General features: G+C 68.7%; 4 protein-coding genes. All 4 read right to left on the bottom strand.

What is annotated here, in order from left to right:
- Nucleotides 1-1106: hypothetical protein (locus M0R80_28505; GenBank protein MCK9463580.1), on the bottom strand; the 1106-nt coding region annotated here is incomplete at its 3' end.
- 102 nt (nucleotides 1107-1208) lie between these two features.
- On the bottom strand, nucleotides 1209-4805 hold the full coding sequence (locus tag M0R80_28500) for a hypothetical protein (GenBank protein MCK9463579.1): 3597 nt from the start codon (nucleotides 4803-4805) through the stop codon (nucleotides 1209-1211).
- A gap of 18 nt (nucleotides 4806-4823) precedes the next feature.
- Nucleotides 4824-5735 carry a lysophospholipid acyltransferase family protein gene (locus M0R80_28495; GenBank protein MCK9463578.1) on the bottom strand — a complete coding sequence of 304 codons (912 nt, stop codon included), beginning with the start codon at nucleotides 5733-5735 and terminating at the stop codon, nucleotides 4824-4826.
- A 299-nt stretch (nucleotides 5736-6034) separates the two neighbouring features.
- Nucleotides 6035-6236: hypothetical protein (locus tag M0R80_28490; GenBank protein ID MCK9463577.1), on the bottom strand; the 202-nt coding region annotated here is incomplete at its 5' end.

The following is a 6236-nucleotide window of genomic DNA, read 5'->3' as shown; positions in this document are numbered from 1 at the left end:
CAGGTGTGGATGAACAGCGTGCTCGTGTCGCTCCACGTGTGCGGGTACGACGCGATCTCCGCCGCGTCGATGCAGGTGTCGCCGTCGGGCAGCGCCTGGAGCGTGACAGTCCCGGTGTAGTTGCCGGCCGCGTCGTACCCCTGGAGGTACGCGTGGACGTCGACGACCTCGGCGGTCGTGTTCGTATAGGAGAAGCTCGTGCCGTAGTAGCTCTCCTGCGAGAACTGGCACGAGTCGCAGTCGAGCGAGTAGCCGTACATGAAGGAGTACCCAGGCGCCGACCCCACGAAGGTCATCTTCGTCGCCGCGGGCAGCGGGACGGTGAACCAGATGTCCGGCCCGGTGTAGTAGCCGTACGAGGAGCCGCAGCCCGTGGGGAAGGTGTCGAGCTCGAAGTCGGACGCCGGCACGGTCTCCGTCTGCGGCGTCGTCGTCGTCGCCTCGTCCATCGGGATGCCGTCCTCGCAGGTGTCGCCGTGCTTCTCGTACCTCTCGAACGTGTAGTCCATGACCCCGCTCGAGAGCGCGATGTTCGTCTCCACGGCGACGTAGACGGTCTGATCGGTGCCCGTCAGGTTCTGCCACCGCGGCTTGTTCGTCGCCGACGCGAGATCGGCGCCCTCGCACTCCGTGGCGTCGCAGCTCGCGAGGAAGTTCACCCAGCTCACCGCGCCCTGGTTCAGGTTCACCCGGACGCTGTGCGCCGCCGGAACCGGCACCTCGAACCACGCCGTGTTCCCCAGGTTGTCCTCGCACCCCGACATCGACCCGTCGAACGTGTTCTCCGTGAAGTACATCCAGTCGCTCACGAAGTCCCACTCGAGCGGCTCGTCCGGCACGGCGATCGCCCCCTCGCAGTCCGAGCCCCCGTCCGGCACCCCACCGTCCGCGTCCGTGTCGCTGTCCGTGTCCGTGTCCGAGTCCGTGTCCGTGTCCGAGTCCGTGCTCGTCTCGGTGTCCGTGTCCGAATCCGAGTCCGTGTCCGAGTCCGTGTCGCTGTCCACGTCCGGGCTGCCGTCACCGTCGTTCGACTCGGTGCTCTCCGCGCACGACCACGACAGGACCGAAAGCGCCGCGATAGTCGCCAGGCAGGATGTTCGCCGCATTGTCTTGCCCCTTTCACGCTGAAATAAGCCCGTCCGAAACGGGCGAGCCATTGTAACCCATTTCGCGGCCGGCGGTGGACGAATCATGCCCCAACGGGATCGCTAGGGCGCGACGAACCATACGTGGAGGCCGCTCGGGAGAGACGGCTGGGTGCCGCCGTAGTTCGAGCGATAGGCGAGGTATTCCGATGTGGAGCCCTGGATCCCGGCCGCGGTGCTCATGCCGTCGTCGACGTAGCTCCCGGAGTCCGTGTCGACGTAGCAGTAGTCGATCGTCCCGGTCGCGCCGTCGAACACGGCGCGGATGTCGAAGGCGTCGTAGGTCAGCGTCGTGCTCGAGTCCTCCCAGTACTCCTCAGGCAGCGTCCGCCACTGCAGGTACAGCTTGTCGCCTTCGATCTGGTAGTAGACGTTGTTCGCCCCCGACGCGTACATGCTCGTCCAGTACACGGCGGCGAACGGGTACGAGGTGGAGTAGTAGAAGGAGTAGGGGATGTAGCCGTAGCTCCCGGTGTCGTACACACCGGACGACGAGTCGCTGAACAGGACGTAGCCGTAGTAGCTGATCCACGCGTAGGCGTAGCTATCCCCGAAGAACGAGAACCCGGTGTCCGAGATGCTCACGGCGCTGATCGTCGTCGAGTACATCGTGAGGTTCAGGTTCGTCCCGGTCGCCGTGATGTCCGGGCACGCCGAGACGTCCTCGTCGGTAGCGCCCCAGTACCAGCCGGTCGCCGCGGTCGCGCCGCCCTCCGGGAACGCGGTCGGCGGCGCCTCCATGAGGTTGAACGCCATGGCGACCGCGCCGCTCGACACGCCGTCCCCCTCGACGATCACGAGCACCGTCTGCTCCGAGCTCGTGTCGTTGTTCCAATAGAGCAGATCGTCGGCGGCGCCGGAGCACTCGTTCGTCGTGCAGCCCTCGGACAGCTGGACGGAGACGGGCGTGCTCGTCCCGTTGGCGATCTCCACCCACGAGTCGGCGGGCGCGGTGACCTCGAACCAGACCTCCGGCCCGACGGCCCCCGCGCAGCCGGCGCCGCCCGTGAAGGCGTCCACGAAGCCCGACAGGTTCCCGGCCCAGGCGCCGGAGGGCTCCGCGGTGAGATCGATCGGGATCGCGTTCGAGCAGAAGTTGCCGTCCGCCGCGGTCGTCACGCTGATGCGGGGCTTGACGACGGCGTCGCCCGGCGCCTTGCCGCGGACGACGGCGTACACGGTCCGGGTCGAGCCGGTCGTGTTGTACCAGCTCGCCTTCTCCGGCGTGTCCGACGAGGCGAGGCACGCGTCCGTGACCGGGCACTCGCCCGCGAGGTAGACGACGGTGTCCGCCGAGTTGGGCTCCTCGATCTTGACGACGCGGTCCGCGGGGACCTCGACCGCGTACCAGATGTCGGCCCCCTCCGCGTCGGTGCAGACGCCGCTCGGCCAGGCCGCGCTGAAGCCCGCGAGCGCGCGGACGTCCAGGAACGGGAGGGCGGCCTCGTCGACGTCGAACGCCTGCGAGCAGCTGTCGCCGAGGGCGATGGGGGAGGTGAGGAAAGACACGTCGATCGCGCCGTCGACGGTCGCCGGCGTCAGCGCCTCGAAGGCGATGATCACCGTCGCGTTCGCGCCGCCGTCGTTGTGCCAGGTGAGCGCCTCCGCGCCTTCGGCGGAGCAGGTCGAGTCGGCCGCGCACTCGGTGACGACCTGCAGGCGCACCTCGGTCCAGACGTCGTTGTTCACGACGGTCAGCTCCAGGCCGGGCCCCACGACGACCTCGAACCACACGTCGCGCCCGTCGGCCGACGCGCACGACGCATCCGTCAGCGTCATCGTGTCGCCGAAGTCGGCCCAGTCGCCGGTCCACGAGTCGTCGCCGACGGTCGTGTCGACGTGGATGGGGTCGATGCACAGATCGCCCTCGGGCGGCGTCTCCCAGGAGAAGGCGACGCTGTAGCCCGCGGCGGTCGGCGTCGTGTCGAGCGGCTCGAGGGCGAAGTACACCGTCTGCGACGACGTGCTCGTGTTCAGGTGCTGGGCGACCCCCGAGCCCTCGGTCGACTCCGCGCAGGACGAGGCCGCGCACGCGGTCTTCACGCTCAGGCCGACGTCGCCGCCGTTCGCGGACTCGATCGCCGTCACCCGCTGCCCGGACGGCACCTCCACGGCGAACCACACGTCGACGCCGTCCGCGTCCGCGCAGCCCGGCCCGCCCCAGAAGTAGTCGTGGAACGAGGACCAGGTGCCGGTGAACGGCGCCGTCGTCCCGACGGCGACCGGGACGGCGTTCGAGCAGAAGTCGCCCGCCACGGGCGCGTCCAGATCGAAGGTGAGCTCGACGCCGCCGAGCGACGTGGCGCTCACCGTGCCGGCGACGACGTAGACGGTCGCGGTCGACGAGCCCGGGTTGTGCCACACGAGGATCTCGGGATCGTCCGGCGCCTTGACGAAGTCGAGCACCGTCGGCGAGCTGCCGCAGCTCGTCACCGCGGCGATGAACGTCGCGGCGGTGCCGCCGGTCTTCTCGACGCGGAGCACCGCGTCCGCCGGCACCTCGACGACGTGCCAGACGTCGGGACCGGTCGTGCCCGGGCACACGCCGGCCGGGCAGTCGTGGATGAACAGCGTGCTCGTGTCGCTCCAGGCGTACGGCGTCGAGTCGACCTCGATCGCGTCGACGCACGCGTCGCCCTCGGGCAGCGCCTCGAGCGTCACCGTGCCGACGAAGTTGCCCGCCGTCGCGTAGCCGTCGGACTGCAGGTACGCGTAGACGTGGACCGTCTCCGCGGTCGAGTTCGTGTAGGCGAAGCTCGCCGTCGAGTAGCTGTAGCTGGAGAGGACGCACGAGGCGCAGTCCAGCGAGTAGCCGTAGTAGAAGTCGCCGTACTCCGACGGCGCGATGCCGGAGAACGTCATCTTCGTCGCGGCCGGGATCGGGATGTCGAACCAGACGTCGACGCCGCCGTAGCCGGAGCAGCCGCTCGGCAGCGCGTTCGCCTCGTAGTCGGTGAGCGGCAGGTTCTCGGTCTGGGGATCGCCGGGGAGCGCGTCGTCCATCGGGAAGCCGTCCTCGCAGGTGTCGCCGTGCTTCTCGTACCGCTCGAAGGTCCAGTCGATGTCCCCGCTCGACAGCGCGATGTTCGGTTCGATCGCGACGTAGACGGTCCGATCCTCACCAGACAGGTTCTGCCAGCGCGGCTTGTTCGTCGCCGACGCGAGATCCGACCCGAGGCAGGACGCCGCCTCGCAGCTCTCGAGGAAGTTCACCCAGCACACGGCGCCCGAGTTCACCTTGACCGAGAGGTTGTGCGCCGCGGGCACGCCGACCTCGAACCAGGCGGTGTTGCCCATGTTGTCCTCGCACCCGGTCATCGACCCGTCGAAGCTGTTGAAGGAGAAGTACTGCCAGTCGCTCACGAAGTCCCACTCGAGCGGCTCGTCCGGGACGACGATCGGCTCGTCGCAGGTGTCCCCGGCGTCGACCGGGCCCGCATCCGCGTCGGTGTCCGTGTCGGTGTCGGTGTCGGAATCCGAGTCGGTGTCGGAGTCCGAGTCGGTGTCGGAGTCCGAGTCGGTGCCGCCGTCCGACTCGTTGCCCTTGCTCTCGGCGCAGCCCCAGGACAGGCCGACGACGACGAGCGCGATGATTCCGTTAAGACCGTTCGAGCGCATGACGTCCCCCTTGTGCCTCTCGCCGCGGGTGCGGCCGAGCATCACTCGATTATCGTATCGTTAGTTTAGTGGATGCCCCTGCCGCCAGTAGACAAAAAAGTTGTACCACTGGTCGGGGTAGCGCCGGGCCATCCCGGCGAGGTCGTCGAAGCAGCTCTGCGCGGCCGCGGCCATGGCGGCCTCCCGGCCCTCGCGGCTCGAGAAGTCGACGCGGCGCGGGGGGAGGGCGACGAACCTGTAGCGCAGCGGCCCCTCGCGCAGCCCGAACGCCGGGACGAGCGGGGCGCCCGTGAGCCCGGCGAGGACGTACGGGCCGATCGGCACGCGGCACTCGTGCCCGAGGAAGTCGACCGCGATGCTGCGCTGCTTCTCGTCGTACAGGCGATCGCCGGAGATCGTGACGAGATCGCCGGCCTTGAGCGACCTCACGACCTCGACCACGCCGAAGCTCGAGCCCTCGTCGACGGCCACGAGCCGGACCCGCTGCGCGGCGAGGCGGTCGCGCTGGAGCGGCTCGATCCGCTCGTCCTCGTACCGCCCGATCACGAGCGTGAGAGGGACGTCGAACCGCTTGAGGCAGTGCGCGGCCACCTCCCAGTTCCCGAGGTGCGCCATCCACAGGATGAACGGCTTCCTCTCGCGCGCCGCGGCGACGATGTCGTCGAGCCCGTCGTGGGTCAGCGTGAAGCGATCGTGGCGGCCGGTCTCGAGCAGGAAGCGGTCCACGAACACGGTCGTGAAGGAGCGGAACTGGGCCCGCGCGCGGCGGCGGTGCTGCTTCGGCGTCTCGTCCGGGAAGAGCGCCGCGTAGAAGTCGACGGAGGAGGCGACGGTCTCGCGCAGGAAGAGCCAGTAGTAGACCGCGATGAGCCGCGCGAACGCGGCGATGACCGTGTACCCGAACACCCGGTACGCGAGCCCGAGCAGCCGGTACGCGAGCCTCGAGCCGAGCGACTTTCCGCGGGCGGACATGGGGGGAATATACACGATCGCGCGCGCGGCGCGACGGTCCCGGACACCACGGAAAGTGTCAGAGTCGTTTGGTGGGGGCGATGGTGGAGAGCGGGGTGAGCGTCATGGGCGTCGACGTCGCGACCACCTGTCCCTGTTCGTTTGTCTTTTTCCACGCGCCGCAGTCGTCGCTGGGACTGAATCCCGTGAAGTCTCCGAGGAAGTCCCCGCGACGGCCGCTTTATCGATGGCCCCGCTCCTCGTGGGCGCGGCTCAGAGCGAGGCCGAGGTTCATTTGCTCTGGACCGAGTAGCAGCTATCTAGCGATCCCGCTCGGTGAGCCCGCCTCTCGCCGCGAGGCGGTCGTAGGCCTCGATGGCCCGTATGAGCGCGATGAACCCGTGCTGGTTGTTGTCGATCCGCAGGTGGTTGTCGACGAGCCCCATGCGGATCCCGCCGCGGACGCCCATCGCCGCGGGCACGAAGTAGCTGTTGCGCGCGACGAACTGCTGCTCCCCGAGG

This window comes from Pseudomonadota bacterium, from assembly GCA_023229365.1.
Classification (GTDB): Bacteria; Myxococcota_A; Polyangia; order JAAYKL01; family JAAYKL01; genus JALNZK01.
The sequence above is the reverse complement of the archived record's forward strand: the minus strand, read 5'-3'. Positions and strand labels throughout refer to the sequence as shown.

Bases quoted from the DNA above. Each gene is read 5' to 3' on its own strand.
- M0R80_28500 (MCK9463579.1), bottom strand. From the start codon at position 4,805: ATGCTCGGCCGCACCCGCGGCGAGAGGCACAAGGGGGACGTCATGCGC.
- M0R80_28495 (MCK9463578.1), bottom strand. From the start codon at position 5,735: ATGTCCGCCCGCGGAAAGTCGCTCGGCTCGAGGCTCGCGTACCGGCTG.